Raw genomic sequence first — 22,539 nt, 5'->3', positions numbered from 1 at the left:
CGGTTTCACGGCTGCGTGCCAATTATGTCACGCGGAGCGCCAGGGGCAGGCTCTTAGATCGTGTAGATCGTGGCTACCCAGGCGCGGGCAATCGCCATGCCGGCGGCATCGGCGTCGGGTCCGTTAAGGGCCATTTCGCCATCGAGCTTGTCGGCCCAATCGGGATGCCGCGAAGCGATGGTCGACGCGAAGGAGGTACTCCAGTCCTTCACCATCGGCCGGTCGGCCTCGAAATGGAACTGGAAGCCATAGATGGCGCGGCCGACACGGAACGCCTGGTTTTCGGCGACTTCGTTGCCGGCCAGCCGCACGGCGTCTTGCGGCAGTTCGAACGTGTCGTCGTGCCACTGGAAGATCGGGAACTTTTCCGGCAGGGCGCCCAGCACCGGATCGGCCTTGGCGTCCGGCGTCAGCGACACGCCGCGCCAGCCGAACTCGTTGGCGCCGCCGATGCGGTTCTCGCCGCCGAAGGCACGGGCGACCAATTGGCTGCCAAGGCAGATGCCGAGCACGGCGCGGTCCTTGCCAGCGAAATCGCGGGTGAGTTCGAGCAGTGCGGGGAAATAGGGATACTCATCATCGGCCAGCGCATTCTGGCCGCCGCCGAGCACCACCATCGCATCGTGCCCGTTCGCATCTTCGGGAAGGGGATCACCCTTGTAAGGAAGGCGCACGTCGAGATCGGCGCCGGCTTCCGCAAGGGCGGCACCGACCTGGCCGAGGCCGGTATTGTCGTAGTTCTGGACCACCAGCACCCGCATCGCAAAACCCTGCTGACATGAAAAAGATGTCACGAGCGATATCATGCCGCCCGCATTGCAGCCAAGATCGTATTCTGGGAGAGAACTATGCCACTGCAGAACCGGGTCGATCCGTTCGGCGCCATCCACGCCGTGCCCGAGCGCGGGCTGTTCACCGGCAATCGCGGCATCATCCACGATCCCGCGACCAAGACGCTGCTGAGGAAGCGCTGGGCGCTTCAGGCCTGGATCATCTGCATATGCCAATTCCGCAATGTCCGGCGCGAGCCGATGGGCAAAAACCGTCCTGGTGGCAAGGCCGGCTGGACCGAGTTGTTCTTCCTCGACGAGGTGACGGCGCTGGCCGCCGGTCATCGGCCCTGCTTCTTTTGCCAGCGCGAACGGGCCAGGGATTTTGTCGGCCGCTTCGGCGAAGCCTTCGGCATTGCCGAGCCCCGCGCGCCACAGGTCGACAAAAGGCTGCACAAGGAGCGGCTGGCGTCGGGTGGCAAACGCCCTGCTGTGGCGATGCATGAGCTGTCCAGCCTGCCCGACGGCGCGGTGGTGGGCACCGGCGGCAACGCCTATGCCGTGCGTCACGGCAAGGCGTTGCGTTGGTCCTTCGCCGGATATGGCCCACCCGCCGGTCTTGGCCAGCTGGAAGACAAGGCGCTTGTGCTGCTGACCCCCGGGACAACGCTTGCCGTCCTGAGGCATGGCTTTCGTCCGGTGTGGCATCCGTCGGCCGAGGGTTGACGCCAGCCACCGGCTCGCTCATTCCTCGGCGATGCGCGCCAATTACAAGATGCAACGTCTGTTCGTGCCTGACGACCTCGGGCCGGATGCCGAGTTCGATGCCGACCAACAGCAGAGCCATTATCTCATGCATGTGCTGCGGCTTGGCGAAGGTGCCGAAATCCTGCTGTTCAATGGCCGCGACGGCGAATGGTCGGCGGCCATCGCGGCGAAGTCGAAGAGGGCAGTCAAACTCAAGGTCTTGGCGCTGCAACGGCCACAGCCACCCCTCCCCGATCTCATCTATTGTTTCGCGCCGCTGAAGCAGGGCCGGCTCGACTATCTCGTGCAGAAAGCGGTCGAGATGGGCGCCGGCGTCCTGCAGCCTGTCATCACGCAGCACACGCAAGTGGCCAAGCCGTCCATCGATCGGCTGCGGGCCAATGTCGTCGAGGCCGCCGAGCAATGCGGCATCCTGGCGGTTCCAGAAGTGCGAGAGACGGAAAAATTCGAACGCCTGCTGACCGGCTGGGACAAGGAAAGGCGGCTGGTCTTCTGCGACGAGGACGCCTCGACCAACAATCCGCTGCCTGCCCTGCAGGCCGTAAAGGAGAAGAAGCTCGCGCTGCTGGTCGGACCGGAGGGCGGCTTTTCCGATGACGAGCGCAAGATGCTGCGCGCCCTGCCCTTCGTGACCGCCATTCCGCTCGGCCCCCGCATCCTGCGCGCCGACACGGCGGCGGTGGCCGCACTTGCGGTGATGCAGGCAACTGTCGGAGACTGGTAGGACGCGATGTCTTGCAAGAGGCCGCCCGGTTCGTGGCCTTCAATTCCTCTTGACCTGTGGCTCAGGATTTTTCGCTTGATCGGCTACTGACATTTCGTCCATTTACCGCCGGCGGTCACCCGACCGTCTCTGAGGGCACAGCGATGGCGCGCGACACAACCGATTTCCGGCCGATCGAAGGCGTCGACGAACTCGTCGACCACCTGGCCGAGGGCAACAAGCCGCGCGACAAGTGGCGCATCGGCACCGAGCACGAGAAGTTCCCCTTCTATGTCGATGGCAACGCGCCTGTGCCCTATGGCGGCGAGCGCGGCATCCGCGCCATCCTCGAAGGCATGCAGTCAAAGCTTGGCTGGGATCCGATCATCGACGACGGCCGCATCATCGGCCTGGTCGAACCGACCGGCCAGGGCGCGATCTCGCTCGAGCCCGGCGGCCAGTTCGAGCTTTCCGGCGCGCCGCTGGAAACCATCCATCAGACCTGTCGCGAGGGCAATGCGCATCTGGCGCAGGTGCGCGAGATCGCCGAGCCGATGGGCATCCGCTTCCTCGGGCTCGGCGGCAGCCCGAAATGGTCGCTGGCCGAAACGCCGAAAATGCCGAAGTCGCGCTATGAGATCATGACGCGTTACATGCCCAAGGTCGGCACCAAGGGCCTCGACATGATGTACCGCACCTGCACGATCCAGGTAAATCTCGACTTCGAGAGCGAAGCCGACATGCGCCGCAAGATGCAGGTGTCGCTGAAGCTGCAGCCGCTGTCGACGGCGCTGTTCGCCAACTCGCCCTTCACCGAAAGCCGGCCGAACGGTTTGCAGAGCTGGCGCGGCGACATCTGGCGCGACACCGACAACCAGCGCTCGGGCCTGCTCGAATTCTGCTTCTCGCCCGATTTCGGCTTCGCCGACTATGTCGAATGGGCGCTCGACGTGCCGATGTATTTCGTCATCCGCGACGGCCATTATCACGACATGACGCACATCACCTTCCGCCAGTTCATGGCCGGCGCCGCGCGCAACGAAGTGCCGGACGGCCTGCCGACGATGGGCGACTGGGCGAACCACCTGTCGACACTGTTCCCCGATGTGCGGCTGAAGCGTTTCCTCGAAATGCGCGGCGCCGATGGCGGCCCGTGGCGGCGCATCTGCGCGCTGCCGGCCTTCTGGGTCGGGCTGCTCTACGACGAGGCGGCACTCGACGCAGCCGAGGCATTGACCTCAAGCTGGACGTACAAGGAAGTGCTGGCGATGCGCGACGCCGTGCCAGAATTCGGCATTGCTGCGCCCTTCCGCAACGCCACGCTGCGCGAGATCGCACGGGACGTGCTGGCCATTTCGCGCACCGGGCTGAAGAACCGCGGCAAGAAAAACCGCGACGGCTACGACGAAACCTCGTTCCTCAACACTTTGGACGAGGTGGTCGCGCGCGGCACGACCAGCGCCGAGGAGATGCTTTCCGCCTACCACACGCGCTGGGGTGGCTCGATCGAGCCGGTGTTCATGGAATACGCCTATTAAGCCAGCGGCAAAAGCCGCTTCAATCGACCGTTGAAACGAATTAGGCTCCCTTCCGAGGAATTCAGGAGGAGACGCCGATGCCCACCTTGTTCGACATGCTGGCGCAGGCCCAGAACGGCAACGGCATGCAGGCCCTTGCCCAGCAATATGGGCTTTCAATGCAGCAGACACAGGCAGCAGTCGCCGCCCTGCTGCCGGCCTTTTCGCAGGGGTTGCAACGCAACACCGCCGATCCTTACGGGCTTGGCGCCTTCATGACGGCGATGGCAAGCGGCCAGCACGCCAAATATTTCGAGGACGCGACCCGGGCCTTCTCGCCGCAGGGCGTCGACGAAGGCAACGGCATTCTCGGACACCTGTTCGGCTCGAAGGACCTGTCGCGCGCCGTCGCCAGCCAGGCGGCGCAAGCGAGTGGCGTCAGCCAGCAGATCCTGCAGCAGATGCTGCCGGCGATCGCCTCGATGGTGATGGGTGGACTGTTCAAGCAGACGACAAACCAGATGCAGGCCGCCGGCGGTTTTGGCGGCGGCAGCAACCCTCTCGGCGAGATCATCGAGCAGATGATGCGGCAGGGCGGCATGCAGGCTCCGGCGCCACAACAACGCCAGGCACCGCAGCCCCAGAACCCGATGGACAACCCGCTCGGCAAGGTCTTGCAGGACATGTTCGGCGGGCAAAGCCAGCCGCAGCCGGCACCCAATCCCTATGGCGACAATCCGTTGGGGAAGGTGCTGCAGGATATGTTTGGTGGCGGCACGCCGCAGCCGCAGGGCCGGGCGCAGCCGCAGCAGACGCAAAGCCCCTACGGCGACAATCCGCTGGGAAAGATCTTCGAGGAGATGCTGCGGCAAGGTGGCGGGGGCGGATTTGGCGGCGGACAGCCGGCGCCGCAGCCGCAGGCACCGCAGCAGCGCCAGGCGCCGCCGCCGCAGACCAATCCGAGCGGCCGGCCACGAAACCCGTTCGACGATCTGTTCGGCAAGATGTTCGAGACCGGCGCCCAGCAGCGTGACGACTACCAGAAGGGCGTGGAAACGATCTTCGACCAGTTCAAGCGGGACATGGACCGGCGCTAGGCGCCAAACCAAGAGCCCTTTCCGAGCAAGCCAGAAAAGAAAAGCCCGGTCCTTGGGAGGACCGGGCAACGTGCAGGCAGGCCGGCGGGGAACCGGCAGGGAGTGGGGGAGCCTGCATAATCCTTGGTCGCGCTGAGCCCTGAAAAGGTTCAGCAGGACCGAAATCAGCCGATCAGGCCACCTTGCGGTCGATGTCCTCGATCGTTTCGACGCGATCACTGGCGATTTCGCGCAGGATCGCCGTCGGGTCACGACCGAACGGCACGTCGATGGCGACATGCAGGTCGGCGCGCGTCAGGCCGATATCGGCGAGTTCGGCGTCCGACATCTCGCCAAGGCGGTAGAAGGCGCGACGGTTTTTCCACGCGCGGTAGATATTGAAGACGGTATTGGCCACGCGCGTCGCAACGGCCGGACGCGAGGTGATGCGCGAGGTCTCGGTGGCGAAATCGATCGTGGTCATGTCTGTCTCCTTCGGAGTCGAGCGGACGAAACCAAGCAACAGACGCTGGCGACAGCGACCGTTCCGGCTTCGATTCACATGCCTTCATGTGGATGTCAGCAATTTGCCATCGGCCGATTGATTAATCCAACGAATGTTTTTAATCTTTACCATCAACACCAGTGATGGATCACGCCGATGAAAGCGCCGCTCGATCTCGATCAGTTGCAAACCTTCATTTCGATCGCCGATACCGGCAGCTTCACGCGGGCGGCGGAAGAGGTGCACCGGACCCAGTCGGCGGTGTCGATGCAGATGCGCCGGCTGGAGGAGCGGATCGGCAAGCCGCTGTTCGAGAAGGAGGGGCGCTCCAACAGGCTGACGGAGGAAGGCGACAAGCTGCTCTCCTATGCAAGACGGCTGCTCTACCTCAACCGCGAAACGCTCGCCGCCTTCGACGACCAGCGGCTCGAAGGCACGATCCGCATCGGCACGCCGGACGACTATGCCGACCGCTTCCTGCCCGAGATCATGGCGCGCTTCACCCGCTCCAACCCACGCGTCGAGCTGACGGTCATCTGCGAGCCGACACCGGGGCTGGTCGAGCACATCAAGCGCGGCAATCTCGACCTCGCGCTGGTGACGCACAATGACGTGCGCGGCCAGTCGGAAGTGGTGCGGCGCGAACCGCTGCTGTGGGTCACCTCGGCCAATCATGCGACGCATGAACAGGAGACGCTGCCGATGGCCTTTGGCCGGCCGAATTGCATCTGGCGGCGCGCCGCCGTCGATGTGCTGGACCAGCAGAACCGCGACTATCGCATCCTGTTCACCAGCTTCTCGGCGACCGTCATCACCGCCGCCGTTCTGTCGGGCCTGGCGATCTCGGTGCTGCCGGAATGCGCACTCAGGCCCGGCATGCGGGTGCTGGGCGAAGCCGACGGCTTCGGAACCCTGCCCGACTGCCGCATCGGCATCATGCGCGGCCAGACCTCGCGGCCGGAGATCGTCGATGCGCTCGCCCGCCACATCTCGGAGAGCCTGGACAACATCTCGGTGCCGCTCGTCGAAGAGGCCGGGACATTCGATTTCGCAGCACTTGCCTACGCCAAGATCAGGCGTACCAAGGCGAACCAGATCCTGCCGGGCTGGTAGGAAGGATCGTGGCGCCTTGACGCGGGGCGCCAACCAGCCCCCAATCAGCCGATGAGCGAAGCAGCATCCGAATCACGCACCAACGCCACTGAATACACGGTGAGCGAGATCTCCGGCGCGCTGAAGCGCACGGTCGAGGACGTCTTCGGCAATGTGCGGGTGCGCGGCGAAATCTCGGGCTATCGCGGCCCGCATTCCTCCGGCCATGCCTATTTCGCGCTGAAGGACGACCGTGCCCGGCTCGACGCCGTGGTGTGGAAAGGCACGATGAGCCGGCTGAAATTCCGCCCCGAGGAAGGGATGGAAGTGATCGCCACCGGCAAGCTCACCACCTATCCCGGCAAGTCCAACTACCAGATCGTCATCGACAATCTGGAGCCTGCCGGCGCGGGCGCGCTGATGGCGCTGCTGGAGGAGCGCAAGCGCCGGCTGCAGGCGGAGGGGCTTTTCGATGCCGGCCGCAAACGCCGGCTGCCCTTCATGCCGCGCGTCATCGGCGTCGTCACCTCGCCGACCGGCTCCGTCATCCGCGACATCATCCACCGCATCAAGGACCGCTTTCCGCTGCATGTGCTGGTCTGGCCGGTGCGCGTGCAGGGCGATACCGCGAGTGCGGAAGTGACCAATGCCGTCACCGGCTTCAACGCGCTGACCTGGGACGGTTCGATCCAGCGCCCCGATCTCTTGATCGTGGCGCGCGGCGGCGGCAGCCTCGAGGACCTCTGGGGCTTCAACGACGAGGCGCTGGCCCGCGCCGTTGCGGCCTCAGGCATTCCGGTGATTTCCGCTGTCGGCCACGAAACCGACTGGACATTGATCGACCTCGTCGCCGATGTGCGGGCGCCGACACCGACGGGCGCGGCCGAAATCGCCGTGCCGGTGAAGGCCGACCTCGAAGCGACGCTGGCCAGCCTTGGCGCGCGGCTCAAGGCGGCGGTGCTGCGCAATTTCGAACGCAAGCGGCAGGCCGCGCGCGCGGCGGCACGCGCACTGCCCTCGCCCGATCAATTGCTGGCGCTGCCGCGCCGGCGCCTCGACGAGGCGACATCAAGGCTCGGCCGCGGCCTGTCCGTCAGCGTCGACCGCAAGCGGGCGCGTCTCCAGGCCCAGAGGTTGACGCCGGCCACGCTGTCGCGACGCATCAACGAGGCGCGCACGCTGACCGGGCGTGACCTCGCCCGCGCGCAGGCGGCGTTCTTTGCCATTGTGCGCGAACGTCGCGCGCGCTTCGCGCGCACCGCGACGCGGCTGTCGCCGGCGCCGATCGCGCGCCGGCAAAAACTGCAGGCCGACACGCTGGCGGCGCTCGCCAGGCGGCAGGATCGGGTCATTTCGCTGCGCCTTGAGCGCCTGCGCGGCCAGTTGAGCCAGGCCGAACGCCTCTTGACCACGCTTTCGCACAAGGCCGTGCTCGCGCGCGGCTTCGCGCTGGTGAAGGATGCCGACGGCGCCGTCATCAAGCAGGCGGCTGACGTGGCATCGGGGATGGCGCTTTCGCTGGAGTTCGCCGACGGGACGGCGGACGCGGTGGCAACCAGCGGCGCAGCGCGGCCAAAGCCGGCAGCCAGGCCGGCGGCCAAGGCGAAAGAACCCGGCAATCAGGGGTCGCTGTTCTGACCATGACCGACAATCCGCACCATCTGGCCACGCCGAGCGGCAAGCCGCGCGCACGCAGCTTCGGCATCGGTTTCGACGGAACGCCCGGGCCGTTCAACGCAATCACCGACGTGCCCGGTGTCGCGGTCGGCTATGCGACGCTGATTTCAGGCGACGGGCCGCTCGTCGTCGGCAAGGGGCCGGTGCGCACCGGTGTCACGGCGATCCTGCCCAGACCGCGCGCCGACCTGGCTACACCGGTCTTCGCCGGCATCTTCAGCCAGAACGGCAATGGTGAGCTGACCGGCTCGCACATCATCGAGGAAACCGGCGCTTTCAACTTCCCTATCACCATCACCAACACGCATTCCTGCGGTGTTTCGCGTGATGGCACGCTGCGCTGGATGCAACGCGTACTGCCTATCGCGGTCGACAGCGCCTGGGGCCTGCCGGTGGCGGCGGAGACCTATGACGGGTTTCTCAACGACATCAATGGCCACCATTTGACATCAGAGCACGTTGCCCAGGCACTCGATGGCGCAACCGGCGGCCCGGTCGAGGAAGGCAGCGTCGGCGGCGGCACCGGCATGATCACTTTCGGCTTCAAGGCCGGCTCGGGCACCGCGTCGCGCATCATAGGGTGGCAGGGAAATTCCTACACGGTCGGCGCCTTCGTGCAGTCGAATTTCGGCAAGCGGCGCAATTTCACCGTTCGTGGCCTGCGCGCCGGATCCGAACTCGCGGAGCCCGCGATCCGCGAAGGCACGCCGCGCGCCGAAAAGGGTTCGATCATCGCCGTTGTCGCCACCGATGCGCCGTTCCTGCCGCACCAGATGAAGCGGCTGGCACGCCGGGTGCCGCTGGGCGTCGCGATGACCGGCGGCTTTGGCTATCACAGTTCGGGCGACATCTTTCTCGCCTTCTCGACAGCCAATCCTGCCGCCGCACTTGCGCCGTCGGGCCGGATCGCCAAGGCCGATTTCATTCCCGATACAGACATCGATCCATTCTTCGATGCGGTGATCCAGACGGTGGAGGAATCGATCCTTAACGCCCTGGCCGCCAATGACGACATGACCGGGCGCGACGGCAATTTCGTGCCGGCGCTGCCGAAGGCGTGGGTCAAAGAGAAATTCGGGCTGAAAGAAACGTTCGGCTGAGACGACAACGCGGGCCGAAGGGCCCGCGCATTCAGATAACAGAGAGTTCCGGGTAAAATCTATTCCGCGGCCTTGCTGACCGCATGCTGGTCCTCGTCGGCCTCGGCGGCCTCCTCGAGCCGGGAGGCAATGAGTTCCTGGATGTCGCCGACTTCTTCCTGGATATCTTCCAGGGGAATACCGACTTCCGCAGCCTTGGCGGCACATTCCCTGGCCAAGGTCTCAGCCTGCTTGTCGATCCTGGCCTGGGACTGGCAATGGACCTTTTCGCCGATCCATCCCCGCAAGAACTCGATCGCGTGTTCACTCATACTGCTGTTCCCTGGCGGCAAAGCCGTTGGTAATCATAAACGTCGGCATCCCGCAAAGGATGCATCCTCCCATTCCAGCCGAGTCGCGGCCAGCCGGCAAGTCAATGCCGTGCAGGGTCCACAGAGCCGAAGGAAATCGAGGATTCAAGCACATTTCTGATTCTGGAGGGTTGCTTCCGTGAGCTGGATCAATCCAGCTTCGCGCCACTGTTTCTATTTGCTTTTCCGGTTTTCCAGCCGATTTTTCGTCACAAATGATGGCGCAATGCGTAACACATTTTTACAGTCGCTCCGGAGGGCTGCGCTTGGCGCGCCGGTCGAAGCCGCCGCTATATAGTGATATCCCCATGCAATGTCGACTCCCGGAACGTCGCACCTCGCCAGCCCCTTCAGAAGGTCTCAACCCAGGGCCTGAGCTCCATCTCCCAGGTCCAGGCGCTGCGGTGCTGGCGATGAATGGAGAGATAGGCCTCGGCGATCGCGTCCGGGGACAGCCGGCGATCCTGCGGGCCGGACTCCTGTCCGGACGCGGCCGAAGCAATGGCGCCATCGATGATGAAATGCGCGACGTGGATATTCTTCGGCGCCAGTTCACGGGCCATGGACTGCGCCAGCCCGCGCAAGCCGAATTTTGGCATGGCAAAACCGGCGGAGCCGGCGAACCCCTTCACGCTGGCCGTCGCGCCGGTGAAAAGGATCGAGCCCGATCCTCGCACGACGAGCCGGCGAGCCGCCTGCTGGCCAACCAGGAACCCGCCATAGGCGCCAACCAGCAAAGCCTGACGGACGGCCTCGGGATCGAGTTCGGCTATTGGTCCGCGGGCGCGTCCGCTGGCGTTGAAAATCACCAGCGAGAGCGGACCGGCCTTGTCGGCGACATCGAACAGGTGCTCCACCGACGCGGCATCGGAAACATCCGTTGCCACGGCCTGCGCGCCGGTCTCGACCTGCAAGGCACCAAGCTTCTCAATGTTGCGGGCGGCCAGAACGACGCTGAACCCTTCCTTCGCGAGGAGGCGCGCCAGCGAGGCGCTCAAGCCGGAACCCGCACCGGCGATAATTGCGACATTGGATGTCATGAAACCTCTCCTTCTTTCCACGGGACCGCGGTCGATGGCTGGCGAATGAGCTGTGGTGAACTTGCCGGATCAGCGCGGCGACGGCAACGCGCAACGTGGCTAGAAAAAGGCCGGGCGCGAAACCGGCCCGGCCAAAAAGAAGGTCATAACCTTCAGAGGGGAACACCGCTCGGCGAAATGGGAGGAAAACACCGAACGGATTTTTCTTTTTTGAACCGATTCGCGGACGGATACGACGAATTGTTTTCCAAAGATCGGGCAAAATGGCGAAAATCCTGTCCTTTCTTACGGAGGAAGGTCAGCCAACCCGGCTTTCCCCTTCGAGCAGATCCGCATAATGGCGCCGAGCGACGTCGGGATGCGAGCGTAGCCGGCTTTTCAGCACATTGGTTCCGACATCGCGAAACAGCGGATTGTCCGGATCGCTGGCCGGCCCGCGCGCCTGTGCCGCCAGTTCCTCGGAAAGGCCAAGCAGCGGGATCGTCGCATCGAGCCTGGCACTGAAGAAGAACGGCACCGAAATGCGCTCGACGCCGGCGGGCGGCGTCACCACGCGATGCACGGTCGCGCGCAAATAGCCGTTGGAGGCCAGTTCGAGCAATTCGCCGATGTTGACGACGAGCGTGCCGGGGATGGGGTCCACATCCACCCAGCTGCCGTCATAATCGACCTGCAGCCCCTTATTGTCATCCTGGAGCAGCAGTGTCAGGAAGCCACCATCCTTGTGCGCGCCGACACCCTGGTCGCCATCGGTTGCATCACGGCCGGGGTAGCGCACGATCTTCATGCGATGGTTGGGCTCGCTGCTGTAGATCGGATCGAAGGCATCCTCGGGCTGATCGAGCGATTGCGCGAAGGCTTTCAGCAGCCGGATCGCCACGGCCGTCACCTTGCTCTGCCAGGCAAGCAGAGCCGGTTTGAGATCCGGCAGCGCCGCGGGCCACTGGTTCGGTCCCTGCAGCCGCGTCCAGGCGGGAATTCCCGGCCCTTGCGCGATTGCCTGGCGTTCGACGCCGATGTCGAGTTGCTCGCGCCAGTCCTCCCTGCCCTTGGTCAGTTCGCCGCCGGCGCGGGTGTAGCCGCGAAACTGCGAGGACTTGACCATCTCGATCGCCAGCTTGTCGGCCTCCGGCAAGGCAAAGAACTGGCGCGACGCGGTGAGCACCTCGCTGATCTCCGCCCAGGAGATGCCATGCCCGGCCAGATAGAAAAAGCCGATGTCGCGCGACGCGGAACGAAGATCCGCCAGAAATGTCCGGCGTTCCGACGCGCCTTGTTCAAGACGGCTCAGATCGAGCACAGGCACTATTCTGGGCATATCAAGCTCCTTTCCCAGTGCTTTCCGGATGTTGTTTGAAAATTCCGTCCGAAAAACCCAGCCGATTAAACATGCAGGCACTTTTTGCGCCACCCTAATCGCCATCATTGCGCGCTAGTCTTATCGACTTCGGATGGCCGGGAAAGGAACGATCGGCCCTTAGGCGCGGCCGTGACGAACAATTTTTCCATTCGCAGGGACAAGCGGATGATGATCGCGGTCCGAAGGAATTCAGGCGAAGCGGAGCCGCTCCGCCTCGCTCGGCGGCTGCTTCGATAGCACCGTCCTTTCAGCCCGCAAGTACAAGGCAGAAGGGCGAAATCGTGCCTGTCATTCGGCGATTTGATTGGGCCACATCACGGCAACAGTCCGCCGTAATATCAAACACTATTGGCAACCACCTTTCAGCTACCCGTTCCTGTCGAATTGAGAGCTATTGTCTCGAGGGCGATTGTCCAGACCGGCGTTAATCGCTTTGGTCCCGTTCCCTGAGGGGCCGATCGCTCAAGAGGAGATCGCGAGATGCGGCTCGGGCCGGCCAACGTGCCCTATGTGATCAGCCGCGACGCCGACTACGCCGTGCCTGTCGATGGCGACGATCGGGACATCCCCGCCGTCCTCGTCGAGATCCGCCAGGATTTGCTGGCGAACCGGGCCGGCATCGAGGAGTGGGCGAACCGGCTGGCGGCGGCGCTGCCCGCACATGAGACGGAGACGGTTTCGTGAGGACCAGCGCCTGACGCGGTGGCAGCCGATGTGAACTGAGCCGCGGAGGAGCCAGACCCATAGCAATGCGAAAGTCCACGCCTGTGGCGGAGGCGCGGGCTTTCGTCACTGCAATGCGGGCGGCTCAGGCGGCCCGCCGGCTTTGTCTCGGCCACAAATTCTGGTTCATGCGGAACAGGTTCAGCGGGTCATAGAGCTGCTTGATCTCCAGAAGCCGCTGGTAATTGCCGCCATAGGCCGCTTCCACCCGGTCGACCTCGTCCTCAGGCATGAAGTTCACATAGGCTGTGCCGGCGGCATAGGGCTTGGCCGCCTCATAGAGGCCGCGCGCCCAGCCGATGCAGGCCCTGTCCATTGCCGGTTCGCGCCAGCGGGCATGAACATTCATGACGAAGTGCGAGCTGCGTTGCGGAAACGCCGTCGCGTTCTGCGCCACACGGCCCGCCGCACCGCCGACATGGCCGATGAATATCTCGCATTCCGGGCCAGGAAGCTCACGTATCGCTTCGGTGACGACCTCAGCTGCCCTGTCGGAGAGCTCGGTGAAGTCATGGCTCTTCCAGTAGTTGCGGGCGCCGGGGGCGAGCAATGGGTCGAATGCCTGCTGCCAGCCGGCGAACGGGTTGGGGCCGACGACATCGGCTATCGGCGAACCGATGGCGCGAAGCTTCTTCGTCGCCTTTTCTCCCGCCTGGAGATCACCGCAATAGCACATGGCCAGCACCAGAACATCCTTGCCATGCCACTCGGCCGGCAGGAAGGGCAGTGGCGGCGCTTGGCGCATGACCACCCAGCAGGTCAGTTCGTCGGGCGCTGTTTCGAGCGCGTTGCGATACTCCTCCAGCACCTTCTCGGCGTCGGCGAAAGGATGCACGACAAGCCCAGACAGAACCTGCGGACCCATCTGGTGGAGCTGAAACTCGAATGCCGTGACAATGCCGAAATTGCCGCCGCCGCCACGCAATGCCCAGAACAGGTCCGGATTTTCCGTCTGGCTGGCGCGCAGCAACATGCCGTCGGCGGTGACCACATCGGCAGAGACAAGATTGTCGATTGTCAGGCCGAATTTGCGGGTGATCCAGCCAAAGCCACCGCCCAGGGTCAGGCCTGATATGCCGGTGGTCGAATTGATGCCGGTCGGCACCGCCAGCCCAAAGGCCTGCGTTTCGCGGTCGACATCGGCGAGCGTGGCGCCGGGTCCAACCCATGCCCGCCGTGCGGCGGGATCGACCCGCACCGACTTCATCGGCGACAGATCGATCATCAGGCCGCCATCGCAGACGGCGCTGCCGGCAATGTTGTGGCCGCCGCCGCGCACGGAGACGAGAAGCCTGTTTTCCCTGGCGAAATTTACGGCACGGATGACGTCGGAGGCGCCCACGCAACATACGATCACCCCGGGGCGCCGGTCGACCATGGCATTCCAGATGGTGCGGGCCTCGTCGTAGGCTGCGTCCCCCTGCTGAAGCAGTGTGCCGCGCAATTGTGCCGAAAGCGTTTCGATGGTTGCGGCGTCGATTGTCGTCTTGCCGCGATCAAGCGTGGTGAGGCTCATGGTGTTCATGGTTTCCTCCCGATTTGCTTATGAGCCGATCTCCTTCAAACGCCTTCAATTCTGCTCTTATGTTAGACATCGCGCAAGTTACGCCAGACGGTGAGCCGCCGCTTGGCGCGCATCAAGGGCGGTGACCAGTCGAAGGTCGCTTGGCCGACGCCGCGAAGCATTCCGGAGCAACTGAGGGGAACGATGCATAGCGGACAAAAAATCCTGGCAGGCATGTCACACTGGCAGATGCTGCCTCGTCATGCGGTCGGCACCAACAGAAGGAAGCCCACCATGACCGCAAAAATCGACCTCTTTGCCGCCGCCCCTTCGCTGATGAAGAACTGGCAGCGATCCTCGATCGAGCTCTCCGCCGCCGCCAGTCTCGAGCACAGCCTCACCGAACTGGTGAAGCTGCGTGCCTCGCAGATCAATGGCTGCGCCAACTGCATCAATCTTCACGCCACAGAAGCGCGCGAGAACGGGGAAACCGAGCAGCGCATCTACCTTTTGCCCGCCTGGCGTGAAGCGCCCTGCTACAGCGACCGCGAACGCGCCGCACTCGGCTGGACCGAGGCCTTGACCCGGCTCTCGGAAGGTACCAGCCATGCAAGCGCCTATGATGCGTTGAAGGCGCATTTCACGGAGGAGGAGCAGATCAAGCTTACCTTGACGATCAACATCATCAACGCCTGGAACCGCATCGCCGTCGGTTTCGGCCTGTATGCCGACCCGGCTGCCGTGAAGGCCGCCCGGGTGGCCGCGGTCTGATGACTAGCTCAGCGCCCGACGACGACGCCGCGGCGGGCTTCGGCCCGCTGCGTCCAAAGCTCATGCGTGTCGCCTACCGCATGCTGGGCTCGGTGTCGGACGCCGAGGATGCCGTGCAGGAGGCCTTCATCCGCTGGATGAAGGCCGACCGCAGTGCCGTCCGCGAACCCGAGGCATTCCTGCGCCGCACGGTGACGCGGCTGTGTCTCGACCAGCTCAAATCCGCGCGGCACAAACGCGAGACCTATGTCGGCCCCTGGCTTCCCGACCCCGTTGTGGACGAGGACGAGGTGGAGGACGTAACCTTGCCGCTGATGCTGGTGCTGGAGCGCCTGTCTCCGCTCGAGCGTGCCGCCTTCCTGCTGCACGATGTGTTCGGGCTCGGGTTCGACGAGGTCGCGGCCGCCATCGAGCGCGACCCGGCGGCCTGCCGCCAGCTCGCGGCCCGGGCGCGTGGCCATGTCCGCGAGGCGCGGCCCCGTTTCACGGTAGAAAGGCAACGCGGCCTGGCGCTCGCCGAGGCCTTCTTCACGGCCTCGCGCAGCGGCGACATGAAGGCGCTTGGCGCCATGCTGGCGACCGATGTCATCGCCCATGCCGACGGTGGCGGCAAGCGCCCGGCGGCCACGCAGCCGGCCCTGGGCTTGGATGCCGTCATGAGACAGTATGAACAGGTCGCCGCCTGGTTGCGCACGCATGGCTCGAAGCTTGTCCGCGTCGGTTTCATCAACGGATTGCCGGGGTTCGTCACCCTGGAAGCCGATGGCGAATTCCAGACCACCGCACTCGACATCGAGGATGGGAAGATCGCGGCGATCTACGTCGTGCGCAATCCCGACAAGCTCAGGCACCTGCATTGAGGTGCCTGGCTGGTCACGCCAGCCCGAGCTGCTCGACCGCACGCATGATGCCACGCAACTCGGCGAGGCCTTTCAGCCGGCCGATCAGCGAGTAGCCGGGATTGATCTTCCTCTTGCCGATGTCGTCGGCGAGCAGGTGGCCATGGTCCGGCCGCATCGGGATGCGCCAGTCGGCACGGCCCTCCTTGCGACGGCGTGCCTCCTCCTGCATCAGAGCGAGGATGACATGCGCCATGTCGGTGCCGCCCTCGAGATGCTCGGCTTCATAGAACGACCCGTCCTCCTCGATCGTGATGTTGCGCAGATGGACGAAATGGATGCGGTCGGCGAATTCCTTGACCATGGCGACGATGTCGTTGTCGGCGCGCGTGCCGTAGGAGCCGGTGCAGAAGGTCAGCCCATTGGCCGGGCTGTCGACGGCGCTGAGGATGAAGCGAGCATCCTGCGCGGTCGAAACGACGCGCGGCAGGCCATAGAGCGAAAAGGGCGGGTCGTCGGGATGGATGCACATGCGCACCCCCTCCCCTTCGGCGACCGGAATGATCTCGCGCAGGAACCAGGCGAGGTTGTCGCGCAACTCCTTAGGCCCAATCCCATCATACTCCGTCAAAGCCTCGCGGAAACTGTCGCGGTCATACTTGCGCTCGGTTGCCGGCAGACCGGCGATGAGGTTGCGCTCGATCTGATCGACCTGCTCTGGCGTCAACGCCTTCAGCCGCTTCTCGGCTTCGGCGATCCGCGCCGGCGTATAGCTGGCGGCGCCGTTCTTGCGCTGCAGCACGAAAAGGTCATAGGCGGCAAAATCGATGGCGTCGAAACGCAAGGCATAGCCGGTAGTCGGCAGGCGATACATGAGGTCGGTGCGCGTCCAGTCCACCACCGGCATGAAATTGTAGCAGATCGTTTTGATACCTGCCTTGGCGAGCGTGCGGATGCTGTCGCGATAGTAGCCGGCGTAGCGCTCGCGTTCCGGCGCGCCGATCTTGAAGGAATTGTGGACCGGGATGCTCTCGACCACCGACCATGTGAGGCCGGCGGCCTCGATGATCCGTTTGCGCTCGAGCACATCGGCTTCGGGCCAGGCCCTGCCATCGTAGATGTGGTGAAGCGCCGAAACCACGCCGGTGGCACCGGCCTGCCTGACATGATCCAGTGTCACCGGATCATCCGGACCATACCAGCGCCAGCACTGTTCCATGAAGCCTCCTCAATGTTCGGTAACGACCATATTGTTGGACCAACGGCATGTCAATAATCCACTTTTGGCTGGCACTTCGAGCCTTTTTACGGCTTGTCAATTGATTTTCTAGTCGAGAAGCACTAGTCTTGGTCCAACAAATCGCAAGGAGGGACTCCTTGGAGCAAGAAGTGGCGGAAGATGCGGGGGGCAGCAGCTCGGCCGTCGACCAGACCGTGCAACAGATCCTCGACCTCATTCGAAACCGCGCCATGTCGGTCGGCGACGTCCTGCCCACCGAACGCGAGCTTGGCGAACTGTTCGGCGCCAGCCGCAACACGATACGCGAAGCGCTGCGCACCATTCGCACCTATGGTCTGATCGATCCCAAGCCGCGCGTCGGCGCGGTGCTAGCCGATCGCCATGATATCGCGATCCAGAACTTCTTCGCCGCACAGATGGATATTTCGAGAACCTCGTTTAACGACATACAGGGGTTTCGCCGCATCATTGAAGTGAGCATCGGCGACCACATCATTCTCAATGCCAGCGCCGCCGAACTCGACGCCCTGGACGAGGTCAACGGCCTGATCGAGACCAGCAAGGATGTCCAGGAAGCCGCACAGCGCGATTTCGATTTCCACATGGCGCTGATGAAGCTCGCCGGCAACCGCATGCTGGTGCAGACCTACCAGTTCCTGTCGCCGGTCATCCTGCACATCATGACAGTCGGCAAATCGATCCGGCCGGTGTTGAGAGAAACACGTCACGCCCATGGCGAGATTATTGCCGCGCTTCGCTCGCGCGACCGCATTGCCTACAGCTATTTGATGAGCCGGCATCTCGATTTCGGGCTGCGCTTCGTTCCCGACGACCTCGAAAACGCACGGACCTCGCCGGCAATGCCGGGCCCGACTTCTTCCAAGGATTTGCCCAATGACTGACTTTGAAAACAAGGTCGCGTTGATCACCGGCACGACCGGCATCGCGCTCGCCACCGCAAGGCGGCTGGCGCAGGGAGGTGCGGCGATCGTCGCCTGCGGCATCGACAGAGCCGCCAATGCCGCCATGCAGGAAAGCCTTGCCAAGGCCGGAGCGGATGCGCTGGTGCAAACGGTCGACGTGTCCGTTTCCGATCAGGTTCGCGACGCGGTAGTCGCCGGCGTCGTGAAATTCGGCGGCATCGACATCATCGTCAATTCCGCTGCGGTCCATCCCTACGGGACCGCGACGACGACCGATTGGGAAACCTGGAACCGGGCAATGACGGTCAATGTCGGCTCGATCTACCTGACCGCCCATTTCGGCATTCCGGAAATGATCAAGCGCGGCGGCGGCGCTATCGTCAACGTCGCCTCGGTGCAAGGCTTCGCCTGTCAGCAGAACGTTGCCGCCTATGCCACGACCAAGGGCGCCATCCACACGTTGACGCGCTCGCTCGCACTCGATTACGCGGCAGCAGGCATAAGGGTGAATTCGGTCAGCCCCGGCTCGATCCGCACGCCGATCCTGGAAAAGGCCGCGCGTGGCGACCACGGCAGCGACGCCGATGTCGAGGAAGCTTACAAGCGCTTCGGCGCTGCCCATCCGCTTGGCCGCATCGGCGAGCCGGAGGAAGTGGCGGAGCTCATCGCTTTCCTGTGCTCGTCAAAAGCCGGCTTCTGCACCGGCGCCGATTACAGGATCGACGGCGGCCTGACCGCCGGCATTGGCGTCAAGTAGAGCCTCGGCGATCGGCTTGGCCTCAGGGGTTTCGAGACCGCAGTGTCCGCAAGGTGATCGAGTAGCGATGCTCGGCAAGCGGCGGGATGCTGTGCTCCCACTCCGTGCGCGAAGGTCCCGTCATGAGATAGGCCGATCTTGGCTCGACGACGATGGTCCGGCGCTCCCACCCGTCACCGCTCTTTCGCCGCAGCCGGAAACTGCAGGGCGCCAGCAGCGAGATGCCGGCGACATCCTCGAAATGCGGCTTGTCGCGATGCCAGCCGATACCGGCGCCAGGCCGGTATTCATTGATCAGCACCTGCGCGAAAGCCTCGACCGGCCGGCGCGCAAGGGCCGCGACCTTGTCGCGCACAGGCAGCAGGAAGTCTGGGATCGGCAGCGCCTCGACCACTTCGCGCCGGTCATAATCGTAGCGCAGACCAAACCCGACGACACGCCGGTTTGCCAGATGGCCATGGAAATCGAACGCCTGGAACGGCAGTCCCTCGAGATGCCGGGCAAGCTCTGTCTCTTCCTGCTGCGTGATGAATCCGGGCTGATAGGCAAAGCCCTCCGGCAAATCCTCGGCGTCACCAAAGAGGTCATGCTGGAATGCCAGGGCCCGGCCGGTTGCTTTCGATTTGAGGCGTGACATCCCGCCTAGATGGTGAGGGCGGAGCAGCCGGGCAATACGAGCGGCGCCTCGGCGGTTGATGGATGATGCGATGAATGACGACTGGGAACCGGAACCACGCCTGGCGGATTTATCTAGCTGAGCAGTCAGGTAGCCAACATGCCGTCGACCGCGATCCGAAGCACACAATACGATCCCGCGACCAGAATCCTCTCCGTCTGGTTCGTGCCGAGCGGCCATCGCTACGACTATGCGGAGGTTGCCCCGGCAACCTATGCCGCTTTCAGGAAAGCTGCCTCGAAAGGCCGCTTCTTCAATGAATTCATCAGGGATCACTACAGCTACCGCCGTGTGGCATGACGCGGGCGGCATGATCGTCTTTTTTGCGCAAACCTTTTCGTCCGACGCGCGTTGTTCCTCCTCGAAGCCGAGGAGAGCGCCATGCAGAGCAGGACAGCCAGCGAAGCCGCCAAGCAGCGTCGCATCCAGCGTGGCATCGATGCCAGGGACAAATCGAAAGGCAACGGCAAGGGCCAACACGCCATGCAGGCAGGCGCCCGAAAATACCCCGAGCCACCCTTTCCCGAGCAACATCATCCCAAGCCGGGGGATGAATGGGCGATCGAACCGGCGCCGCTCTACGATGCGCCCTTCTACCTCGGATCGAAAAAGCTCGAAGACAAGGTCGCTCTCATCACCGGCGGCGATTCCGGCATCGGCCGTTCGGTGTCGGTTCTGTTCGCCCGCGAGGGCGCCGACATTGCGATCGTCTATCTGGCCGAGGACAGGGATGCCAAGGCGACAAAGTCCGCCGTCGAGGCGGAGGGACGGCGCTGTATCCTGGTGAAGGCCGACGTCAGCGAACGCGACGAATGCCGCAACGCGGTGGCGCAAACGGTCAAGGCATTCGGCCGCATCGACGTGCTGGTCAACAATGCGGCATTCCAGATTCATTCAAGCGAGTTCGCAGAACTGACCGAAGAGCATTTCGACACGACGCTGAAGACCAACCTCTACGGCTATTTCCATATGGCACAGGAAGCCGTCCCGCATATGAAGCCGGGCTCGGCCATCATCAACACCGGTTCGGTCACCGGCATCGACGGGTCGAAGGCGCTGGTCGACTACTCCATGACCAAGGGCGGCATCCATGCCTTCACCCGCGCCCTCTCCGGCAATCTCCTCGGCAAGGGCATCCGGGTGAACGCGGTTGCACCGGGTCCGGTATGGACCCCGCTCAACCCTTCGGACAAGGAGGCCGGTGACGTTTCGAAGTTCGGCGCGGACACACCGATGAAGCGGCCGGCGCAGCCGGAGGAACTCGCACCGGCCTATGTGTTTCTCGCCTCGCCACATTGCTCGAGCTACATCACCGGCGAGATATTGCCCGTGGTCGGCGGCTACTGAGGTCCAATGCAATGTATTTCATCGCATTGGCGACGGATTACGACGGCACGCTGGCGCATGACGGGATCGTCTCGAAGACGACCCTTGCCGCGCTGGAGCGGTTCAAGAAAAGTGGCCGCAAGCTGGTGCTCGTCACGGGGCGCGAGCTGCCCGACCTCAAACGCGTCTTTCCCGAGATCGGCCTTTTCGACAAGGTGGTCGCCGAGAACGGAGCGCTGATCTACACGCCGGCCAGTGAGGAAGAGCGGGTGATCTCACCTTCGCCGGAAACCGAATTCGTCTCCAGACTGAAGAAGCAGGGCGTCAAGCCGCTTTCCGTCGGCCGGTCGATCGTCGCGACCTGGGAGCCGCATCAGACGACCGTGCTCGAAACCATCAAGAAGATGGGGCTCGAACTGGAAATCATCTTCAACAAGGGCGCGGTGATGATCCTGCCGAGCGGCATCAACAAGGCCACCGGGCTGGCCGCGGCGCTGCAGGATCTCCGGCTGTCGCCACACAATGTGGTCGGTGTCGGCGACGCCGAGAACGACCATGCCTTCCTGAAGGCTTGCGGCTGCAGCGTCGCCGTCGACAATGCAATTCCCGCGGTCAAGACCACAGCGGATCTGGTCACGCGTGGCGCACGCGGGAAAGGCGTGGAGGAACTGGCCGACAGGCTGATCAAACGCGATCACGACATCCTGCCAAGGCGGCATGACGGCATCGTGCTGGGCTCCGCCGGCGGCGACGAGATCTACCTGTCGCCAACCGACACGATCCTCATCGCCGGCAGCTCCGGCATCGGCAAGTCCACCCTGGCCACCGCGCTGACGGAACGCTTCGTCGAGAGCGGGTTTCAATTCTGCATCTTCGACCCCGAAGGTGATTATGACGGCCTCGAAGGCGCCGTGCGTCTGGGCGACGGCTCGAGCGCGCCGACCAAGGCGCAAGTGCTGGACCTCATCGAGAAAGCCGATAGCAATGTCGTCATCAATGGATTGGCGCTGCGCGTCAATGAACGCCCAGATTTCTTTGCCGACCTGCTGCCCGGCCTAGGCAGTTTTCGACGTCGAACGGCCAGGCCGCACTGGCTTGTCATCGACGAAGCTCATCATCTTCTGCCCAAGCGGCGTGATGATACGCGCGCGATCCTGTCCCTGGAATTGCCGGGCACTGTGCTCATCACAGTGCATCCCGAAGCGATCTCGACCGACGCGCTGCGCCTGGTGACCGCCATCATCGCCCTTGGCCCCAAGGCAAAGGGTGTTGTCAAGGCCTACTGCAGCGAGACCGGCATCGACCCGCCAAAGGACATGGCCTCGCCCAAGGGTGAGCGCGTGCTGTTCTGGCGACCGCAGAAACGCAAGAAGATCGCCATGGTCAAGGTCATCGAGCCGCTTCAATCCCTCAAGCGGCACAGCCGCAAATATGCCGAGGGGCAACTCGACGAGGCGGGCAGTTTCTATTTCCACGGCCCCGACGATGCGATGAACCTCAGGGCCCACAATCTGATGATTTTCGCTCAGATCGCCGAGGGAATCGACGACAGCACCTGGCAGTTCCACCTGCGTGCCGGCGACTATTCCAAATGGTTCCGCAACCAGATCAGGGACAAGGATCTGGCGCGCGAAACCGCCGAGGCGGAGAACGATAAAAGGCTCTCCGCCGAGGAGAGCCGCAAGCGTGTGCTTGATGCAGTGCGCCGCCGCTACACGGCTCCCGCCACGGCACCGGAAGACTAGCGCGCAACGCGTCTGCTTTGTCTGTTCATGACCTTTTCCGGGGTCAGTTGGAACTCACCCGGCGGCTTCACGTTCAG

General features: G+C 63.7%; 23 protein-coding genes. 15 read left to right on the top strand and 8 right to left on the bottom strand.

The genetic code is table 11. The features are described 5' to 3' along the window. Positions 1 to 53 precede the first annotated feature (53 nt). Positions 54 to 761 (bottom strand): type 1 glutamine amidotransferase, encoded by a 708-nt coding sequence (locus FJV80_RS23995; protein WP_095791114.1) that lies wholly within the window; start codon positions 759 to 761, stop codon positions 54 to 56. A gap of 87 nt (positions 762 to 848) precedes the next feature. Here FJV80_RS23995 and FJV80_RS23990 point away from each other — a divergent pair, with 87 nt between their 5' ends. From FJV80_RS23990 to FJV80_RS23975, 4 genes are all read left to right on the top strand, one after another. Beyond that, entirely contained in the window at positions 849 to 1,496 is a 648-nt protein-coding gene (locus FJV80_RS23990) for a hypothetical protein (RefSeq protein WP_142877588.1), read from the top strand. Between the two features lie 31 nt (positions 1,497 to 1,527). After that, a complete protein-coding gene (locus FJV80_RS23985; RefSeq protein WP_142877587.1) occupies positions 1,528 to 2,262 on the top strand; it encodes a 16S rRNA (uracil(1498)-N(3))-methyltransferase in 735 nt (244 codons plus the stop codon). A 143-nt stretch (positions 2,263 to 2,405) separates the two neighbouring features. Further along, on the top strand, positions 2,406 to 3,779 hold the full coding sequence (locus tag FJV80_RS23980; protein WP_095786856.1) for a glutamate--cysteine ligase: 1,374 nt from the start codon (positions 2,406 to 2,408) through the stop codon (positions 3,777 to 3,779). 77 nt (positions 3,780 to 3,856) lie between these two features. Continuing rightward, positions 3,857 to 4,855 (top strand): DUF937 domain-containing protein, encoded by a 999-nt coding sequence (locus FJV80_RS23975; protein ID WP_095786857.1) that lies wholly within the window; start codon positions 3,857 to 3,859, stop codon positions 4,853 to 4,855. A 172-nt stretch (positions 4,856 to 5,027) separates the two neighbouring features. Here FJV80_RS23975 and FJV80_RS23970 read toward each other — a convergent pair whose 3' ends face one another. Further along, positions 5,028 to 5,318 carry a DUF1127 domain-containing protein gene (locus FJV80_RS23970; protein WP_095771354.1) on the bottom strand — a complete coding sequence of 97 codons (291 nt, stop codon included), beginning with the start codon at positions 5,316 to 5,318 and terminating at the stop codon, positions 5,028 to 5,030. Between the two features lie 177 nt (positions 5,319 to 5,495). Here FJV80_RS23970 and FJV80_RS23965 point away from each other — a divergent pair, with 177 nt between their 5' ends. From FJV80_RS23965 to FJV80_RS23955, 3 genes are read left to right on the top strand one after another with little or no spacing between them, the layout of a single operon-like run. Then, the gene (locus FJV80_RS23965; RefSeq protein WP_095771355.1) at positions 5,496 to 6,452 is read left to right on the top strand and encodes a LysR substrate-binding domain-containing protein; all 957 of its coding nucleotides are present in this window, start codon (positions 5,496 to 5,498) and stop codon (positions 6,450 to 6,452) included. Between the two features lie 51 nt (positions 6,453 to 6,503). Further along, positions 6,504 to 8,069: an exodeoxyribonuclease VII large subunit gene (xseA, locus tag FJV80_RS23960; protein WP_142877586.1), complete on the top strand. Its 1,566-nt coding sequence runs from the start codon at positions 6,504 to 6,506 to the stop codon at positions 8,067 to 8,069. A 2-nt stretch (positions 8,070 to 8,071) separates the two neighbouring features. After that, positions 8,072 to 9,208: a P1 family peptidase gene (locus FJV80_RS23955; RefSeq protein WP_095771357.1), complete on the top strand. Its 1,137-nt coding sequence runs from the start codon at positions 8,072 to 8,074 to the stop codon at positions 9,206 to 9,208. A gap of 59 nt (positions 9,209 to 9,267) precedes the next feature. Here FJV80_RS23955 and FJV80_RS23950 read toward each other — a convergent pair whose 3' ends face one another. The 3 genes from FJV80_RS23950 to FJV80_RS23940 form a co-directional block, all read right to left on the bottom strand. Then, positions 9,268 to 9,519: a DUF768 domain-containing protein gene (locus tag FJV80_RS23950; protein ID WP_095771358.1), complete on the bottom strand. Its 252-nt coding sequence runs from the start codon at positions 9,517 to 9,519 to the stop codon at positions 9,268 to 9,270. 389 nt (positions 9,520 to 9,908) lie between these two features. Continuing rightward, positions 9,909 to 10,598, bottom strand: coding sequence for an SDR family NAD(P)-dependent oxidoreductase (locus FJV80_RS23945; protein WP_142877585.1), 690 nt, complete (start codon positions 10,596 to 10,598; stop codon positions 9,909 to 9,911). Between the two features lie 298 nt (positions 10,599 to 10,896). Then, positions 10,897 to 11,916, bottom strand: coding sequence for an isopenicillin N synthase family oxygenase (locus FJV80_RS23940; protein ID WP_142877584.1), 1,020 nt, complete (start codon positions 11,914 to 11,916; stop codon positions 10,897 to 10,899). Positions 11,917 to 12,438: 522 nt separating this feature from the next. On the opposite strand from FJV80_RS23940, the gene FJV80_RS23935 reads away from it, so the two are divergent. Continuing rightward, a complete protein-coding gene (locus tag FJV80_RS23935; RefSeq protein WP_246689040.1) occupies positions 12,439 to 12,642 on the top strand; it encodes a hypothetical protein in 204 nt (67 codons plus the stop codon). 124 nt (positions 12,643 to 12,766) lie between these two features. Here the strand turns inward: FJV80_RS23935 and FJV80_RS23930 are convergent, their stop codons facing one another. Further along, a complete protein-coding gene (locus FJV80_RS23930; RefSeq protein WP_142877583.1) occupies positions 12,767 to 14,206 on the bottom strand; it encodes an FAD-binding oxidoreductase in 1,440 nt (479 codons plus the stop codon). A 273-nt stretch (positions 14,207 to 14,479) separates the two neighbouring features. Here FJV80_RS23930 and FJV80_RS23925 point away from each other — a divergent pair, with 273 nt between their 5' ends. Together FJV80_RS23925 and FJV80_RS23920 are read left to right on the top strand one after the other, a co-directional pair. After that, positions 14,480 to 14,956: a carboxymuconolactone decarboxylase family protein gene (locus FJV80_RS23925; RefSeq protein ID WP_095771468.1), complete on the top strand. Its 477-nt coding sequence runs from the start codon at positions 14,480 to 14,482 to the stop codon at positions 14,954 to 14,956. Continuing rightward, complete coding sequence (locus FJV80_RS23920) at positions 14,956 to 15,816, top strand: sigma-70 family RNA polymerase sigma factor (protein WP_142877582.1); 861 nt, start codon at positions 14,956 to 14,958, stop codon at positions 15,814 to 15,816. The genes FJV80_RS23925 and FJV80_RS23920 overlap by 1 nt, the downstream gene beginning before the upstream one ends. Before the next feature lie 13 nt (positions 15,817 to 15,829). Here the strand turns inward: FJV80_RS23920 and uxuA are convergent, their stop codons facing one another. Beyond that, on the bottom strand, positions 15,830 to 17,014 hold the full coding sequence (gene uxuA, locus FJV80_RS23915) for a mannonate dehydratase (RefSeq protein WP_142877581.1): 1,185 nt from the start codon (positions 17,012 to 17,014) through the stop codon (positions 15,830 to 15,832). A gap of 158 nt (positions 17,015 to 17,172) precedes the next feature. Between uxuA and FJV80_RS23910 the strand changes: the two genes are divergently transcribed. Further along, positions 17,173 to 17,937 (top strand): FadR/GntR family transcriptional regulator, encoded by a 765-nt coding sequence (locus tag FJV80_RS23910; protein WP_246689039.1) that lies wholly within the window; start codon positions 17,173 to 17,175, stop codon positions 17,935 to 17,937. Then, positions 17,930 to 18,715: an SDR family oxidoreductase gene (locus FJV80_RS23905; protein WP_142877580.1), complete on the top strand. Its 786-nt coding sequence runs from the start codon at positions 17,930 to 17,932 to the stop codon at positions 18,713 to 18,715. Before FJV80_RS23910 ends, FJV80_RS23905 begins: the two co-directional genes overlap by 8 nt. 22 nt (positions 18,716 to 18,737) lie before the next feature. On the opposite strand, the gene FJV80_RS23900 is transcribed toward FJV80_RS23905, so the two are convergent. Next, the gene (locus FJV80_RS23900) at positions 18,738 to 19,352 is read right to left on the bottom strand and encodes an alpha-ketoglutarate-dependent dioxygenase AlkB (RefSeq protein WP_095771365.1); all 615 of its coding nucleotides are present in this window, start codon (positions 19,350 to 19,352) and stop codon (positions 18,738 to 18,740) included. A 138-nt stretch (positions 19,353 to 19,490) separates the two neighbouring features. Here FJV80_RS23900 and FJV80_RS23895 point away from each other — a divergent pair, with 138 nt between their 5' ends. The 3 genes from FJV80_RS23895 (at position 19,491) to FJV80_RS23885 (ending at position 22,462) form a co-directional block, all read left to right on the top strand. Continuing rightward, positions 19,491 to 19,691 carry a KTSC domain-containing protein gene (locus FJV80_RS23895; RefSeq protein WP_095771366.1) on the top strand — a complete coding sequence of 67 codons (201 nt, stop codon included), beginning with the start codon at positions 19,491 to 19,493 and terminating at the stop codon, positions 19,689 to 19,691. Between the two features lie 81 nt (positions 19,692 to 19,772). After that, entirely contained in the window at positions 19,773 to 20,738 is a 966-nt protein-coding gene (locus FJV80_RS23890) for an SDR family oxidoreductase (RefSeq protein WP_095771469.1), read from the top strand. Between the two features lie 11 nt (positions 20,739 to 20,749). After that, on the top strand, positions 20,750 to 22,462 hold the full coding sequence (locus FJV80_RS23885) for an HAD-IIB family hydrolase (protein ID WP_142877579.1): 1,713 nt from the start codon (positions 20,750 to 20,752) through the stop codon (positions 22,460 to 22,462). Positions 22,463 to 22,539: the final 77 nt, after the last annotated feature.

Source organism: Mesorhizobium sp. WSM4310 (assembly GCF_007003935.1).
Classification (GTDB): domain Bacteria; phylum Pseudomonadota; class Alphaproteobacteria; order Rhizobiales; family Rhizobiaceae; genus Mesorhizobium.
The sequence above is the reverse complement of the archived record's forward strand: the minus strand, read 5'-3'. Positions and strand labels throughout refer to the sequence as shown.

Coding starts and splice junctions, on each gene's coding strand:
- FJV80_RS23925 (WP_095771468.1), top strand. CDS start 14,480: ATGACCGCAAAAATCGACCTCTTTGCCGCCGCCCCTTCGCTGATGAAG.
- FJV80_RS23935 (WP_246689040.1), top strand. CDS start 12,439: ATGCGGCTCGGGCCGGCCAACGTGCCCTATGTGATCAGCCGCGACGCC.
- FJV80_RS23970 (WP_095771354.1), bottom strand. CDS start 5,318: ATGACCACGATCGATTTCGCCACCGAGACCTCGCGCATCACCTCGCGT.
- FJV80_RS23885 (WP_142877579.1), top strand. CDS start 20,750: ATGTATTTCATCGCATTGGCGACGGATTACGACGGCACGCTGGCGCAT.
- FJV80_RS23895 (WP_095771366.1), top strand. CDS start 19,491: ATGCCGTCGACCGCGATCCGAAGCACACAATACGATCCCGCGACCAGA.
- FJV80_RS23965 (WP_095771355.1), top strand. CDS start 5,496: ATGAAAGCGCCGCTCGATCTCGATCAGTTGCAAACCTTCATTTCGATC.
- FJV80_RS23980 (WP_095786856.1), top strand. CDS start 2,406: ATGGCGCGCGACACAACCGATTTCCGGCCGATCGAAGGCGTCGACGAA.
- FJV80_RS23975 (WP_095786857.1), top strand. CDS start 3,857: ATGCCCACCTTGTTCGACATGCTGGCGCAGGCCCAGAACGGCAACGGC.
- xseA (WP_142877586.1), top strand. CDS start 6,504: ATGAGCGAAGCAGCATCCGAATCACGCACCAACGCCACTGAATACACG.
- FJV80_RS23955 (WP_095771357.1), top strand. CDS start 8,072: ATGACCGACAATCCGCACCATCTGGCCACGCCGAGCGGCAAGCCGCGC.
- FJV80_RS23945 (WP_142877585.1), bottom strand. CDS start 10,598: ATGACATCCAATGTCGCAATTATCGCCGGTGCGGGTTCCGGCTTGAGC.
- FJV80_RS23985 (WP_142877587.1), top strand. CDS start 1,528: ATGCGCGCCAATTACAAGATGCAACGTCTGTTCGTGCCTGACGACCTC.
- uxuA (WP_142877581.1), bottom strand. CDS start 17,014: ATGGAACAGTGCTGGCGCTGGTATGGTCCGGATGATCCGGTGACACTG.
- FJV80_RS23950 (WP_095771358.1), bottom strand. CDS start 9,519: ATGAGTGAACACGCGATCGAGTTCTTGCGGGGATGGATCGGCGAAAAG.
- FJV80_RS23900 (WP_095771365.1), bottom strand. CDS start 19,352: ATGTCACGCCTCAAATCGAAAGCAACCGGCCGGGCCCTGGCATTCCAG.
- FJV80_RS23890 (WP_095771469.1), top strand. CDS start 19,773: ATGCAGAGCAGGACAGCCAGCGAAGCCGCCAAGCAGCGTCGCATCCAG.
- FJV80_RS23990 (WP_142877588.1), top strand. CDS start 849: ATGCCACTGCAGAACCGGGTCGATCCGTTCGGCGCCATCCACGCCGTG.
- FJV80_RS23930 (WP_142877583.1), bottom strand. CDS start 14,206: ATGAACACCATGAGCCTCACCACGCTTGATCGCGGCAAGACGACAATC.
- FJV80_RS23905 (WP_142877580.1), top strand. CDS start 17,930: ATGACTGACTTTGAAAACAAGGTCGCGTTGATCACCGGCACGACCGGC.
- FJV80_RS23995 (WP_095791114.1), bottom strand. CDS start 761: ATGCGGGTGCTGGTGGTCCAGAACTACGACAATACCGGCCTCGGCCAG.
- FJV80_RS23940 (WP_142877584.1), bottom strand. CDS start 11,916: ATGCCCAGAATAGTGCCTGTGCTCGATCTGAGCCGTCTTGAACAAGGC.
- FJV80_RS23920 (WP_142877582.1), top strand. CDS start 14,956: ATGACTAGCTCAGCGCCCGACGACGACGCCGCGGCGGGCTTCGGCCCG.